At 73.4% G+C, this 3391-nt stretch carries 2 protein-coding genes; both read right to left on the bottom strand.

The genetic code is table 11. From position 1 onward, the window contains the following. Positions 1 to 91 precede the first annotated feature (91 nt). Positions 92 to 3136, bottom strand: coding sequence for an alpha-mannosidase (locus AC51EU_RS28800; RefSeq protein WP_496270027.1), 3045 nt, complete (start codon positions 3134 to 3136; stop codon positions 92 to 94). 70 nt (positions 3137 to 3206) lie between these two features. Next, positions 3207 to 3391, bottom strand: a 185-nt coding sequence (locus tag AC51EU_RS28805) for a GH85 family endohexosaminidase C-terminal domain-containing protein (protein WP_496270028.1), incomplete at its 5' end; no start/stop codon positions are given.

Raw genomic sequence — 3391 nt, forward strand, 5'->3', positions numbered from 1 at the left:
ACCTGCCGCGACCCCGGGGCCCGCCCGCCCGAACCGTGGGCGTGGCCGGGCCCCGGCGGCTGACCGGGGACCGGCCCGACGTCACCCCGCGTCAGGCGTCCGCGCGGCGCAGCCGCAGCGTGACGATCTGGAACGGGCGCAGCGCCAGACGCACCGCCCGGCCGTCCCGCTCCAGCGCCGGACCGTCGTCCACCGGCCGCTCCAGCAGGTCGGTGGCGTACACCTCGGCCGCCTCGAAGGCGGGGGTGAGGGTCGTGACGGCCCGCCCGCCGTGCGCCTCGTGGAGCCGGACGACCACATCGCCGCTGCGGTCGTCGGCGAGCTTGACCGCCGTCACCACCGTCGCGTCGTTGTCGACCGTGACCAGCGGCGCGACCGCGTCACCGGCCGGCACCCGGCGCTCGGGCAGGTTGACGCGGTAGCCCTCGCGCACCGCGTCGCCCAGCGTGGCGCCGGGCACCAGGGCGTAGCGGAAGACGTGCAGGCCCTGGTCGGTCTCCGGGTCGGGGAAGCGCGGCGCGCGCAGCAGCGACAGCCGCACGGTCGTGGTGGTGCCGCCGTCGCCCTCGTCGCGGACCGTGCGGGTGACGTCGTGCCCGTAGGTGGCGTCGTTGACCAGGGCGACGCCCCAGCCCGGCTCCTCCAGGTGCACGAAGCGGTGCGCGCACGCCTCGAACTTGGCCGCCTCCCAGCTGGTGTTGGTGTGCGTGGGCCGGTACAGGTGCCCGAACTGGGTCTCCGCCGCGTACCGTTCGGCGTGCACGTCCAGCGGGAACGCGGCCTTGAGGAACTTCTCCGTCTCGTGCCAGTCGACCTCGGTGCCGATGTCGATCCGGCGCTCACCGCGCGTCACCGTCAGCGTCTGGACGACCCGCGAGTCACCGAAGCCGCGGGCGACCCGGACCACCGCCGTGTCCTCGGACGCCTCGGCGAGCGTCACCTCGTCCGCCTCGGTCAGATCGGTGACGACATTGCGGTAGAACTCGTCGACGTCCCAGGCGTCCCACATGTTCGGGAAGTCCGGGTGGACCTGGAGCAGGTTCCCCGCGGCGCCCGGCGCGAGGGTCTCCCGCCCGGCCGCCACGTCGTACACCGACACCAGCAGGCCCCGCGCGTCGACCTCGATCCGCAGCAGACCGTTGCCGAGGAGGAAACCGCCCCCCTCGCGCGGCACCGCCGTCACCGGTTCCCCGCCGGACACCGCCGGCGCGACGGCCCCGGCCGCGACCCCGGACCGGGTGTGCGGCGCCGAGTTCACCACCAGCTCACCCGCGCCCCCGTCACCGGCCGTGAGGGTGGACAGCGCGCCCCCGATGACCGACTCCAGCTCCTCGGCGACCCGCCCGTACGTCTTCTCCGCCTCACGGTGCACCCAGGCGATGGACGAGCCGGGCAGGATGTCGTGGAACTGGTGCAGCAGCACCGTCTTCCAGATCCGGTCCAGCTCCTCGTACGGGTACGGGTGCCCGGCCGCGACCGCCGCGGTCGCCGCCCACAGCTCCGCCTCCCGCAGCAGGTGCTCGCTGCGCCGGTTGCCGCGCTTGGTCCTCGCCTGGCTGGTGAGCGTCCCCCGGTGCAGCTCCAGGTACAGCTCACCCACCCACACCGGCGCCTTGGGGTGCTCCGCCTGTGCCTTCGCGAAGAAGTCGGCGGGCTTCTCCCACTCCACGACCGGCGAACCGTCCAGGTCACGCACCCGGCGTGCCTTGGCGATCATCTCGCGGGTGGTGCCGCCGCCCCCGTCGCCCCAGCCTGTCGGGGCGAGGGAGTGCCGCGCCACGCCCTTCTCCTTGAAGTTCCGCGCCGCGTGCGCCAGCTCCGCGCCCGACATCTGGCAGTTGTAGGAGTCCACCGGCGGGAAGTGGGTGAAGATCCGGGTCCCGTCGATGCCCTCCCAGCGGAAGGTGTGGTGCGGGAACGAGTTGGTGCGGCTCCAGGAGATCTTCTGCGTCAGCAGCCACTTGGCGCCCGCCGCCTTGATGATCTGCGGGAGGCCCGCGGCGAACCCGAAGGTGTCCGGCAGCCACACCTCCTCGTTCTCGATCCCGAACTCCTCCAGGAAGAACCGCCGCCCGTGGACGAACTGCCGCGCCATCGCCTCCGAGCCGGGCATGTTGGTGTCGGACTCCACCCACATCCCGCCCGCGGGCACGAAACGGCCCTGTGCGACCGCCGCCTTCACCTTGGCGTACACCTCGGGGCGGTGCTCCTTGATCCAGGCGAACTGCTGGGCCTGGGACATCGCGAAGACGAACTCGGGCTCGTCCGCCAGCAGCGCCGTCATGTTCGACGTCGTCCGGGCGACCTTGCGGACCGTCTCGCGCAGCGGCCACAGCCACGCCGAGTCGATGTGCGCGTGCCCCACGGCGCTGATCCGGTGCGCGGAGGCCGACGCCGGCGCGGCCAGCACCTCGCGCAGCTCGTCCCGCGCGGCGCCCGCCGTCCCGTTGACGTCCTGGAGGTCGATCACGTCCAGGGCGCGGCCCAGCGCCCGCAGCACCTCCCAGCGCCGCGGCGTGTCCACCGGCAGCTCGGCCATCATCTCGCCGAGCACCTCCATGTCCTGGACCAGCTCCCACACCGTGGTGTCGAACACCGCCAGGTCCATCCGCGCCAGCCGGTACTGCGGCTCGCTGCCCGCCGTCTCCTTGTCGCCGAGCCGCGTCGGCAGGAACGGGTGGACGTCGAGGATGACCGGGTTCGACGCGGCCTCCAGATGCCACTCGACACGCTCACCACCGCTCACCGGGGCCCCGACCCGCACCCACTGGTTGCGCGGGTTGAGGCCCTTGACCGGGCTGCCGTCCGGCGTGTAGACGAGCGCCTCGCACTGGAAGCCCGGCATCCGCTCGTCGAACCCGAGGTCCAGGACGGCCTCCACGGTCCGCCCCGCCCACTCCTTCGGCACCTCGCCGGTCACCTTGAACCAGGTCGTCCCCCAGGGCGCGCCCCAGGCGTCGCCCACCGCCACCGGGGTGTGCGGGGCCGACAGGCCCTCCTCGACGGGGACCGGCTCGCCCGGCGCGACCCAGGCCGCGACCGTGAGGGGAACGGACTCGGGATAGACGGCGGGCCGGATGCGCTCGTCCAGGACCCGGCGCAGGCGGCCTTCGATCAGGGCGCGGTCGTCATGCATGGCTGTGCTCCGTTGTTCGGTGTGGGCGGAAGAAGAAGGGGGACGGAGGGGAGGTCCGGGGGCCGGTCGGTCACCAGGGGTGCCGTATCACGGCCGGTTGTGAGGAGGTGAACAGTTCGCCGACGGCACGGACGTCGAGGACGGCCGCCGTCTCGCCCGCCTCGCGGCGCAGCCCGGCCACATGGAACGCCGTCCCGCAGGTGCCGCCGAGGAACCGGCGGCCGCCGTCCGGCAGCCGGCGGAACACCTCGTAGT

Source organism: Candidatus Streptomyces philanthi, from assembly GCF_059553635.1.

Bases quoted from the DNA above. Each gene is read 5' to 3' on its own strand.
- AC51EU_RS28800 (WP_496270027.1), bottom strand. From the start codon at position 3,136: ATGCATGACGACCGCGCCCTGATCGAAGGCCGCCTGCGCCGGGTCCTG.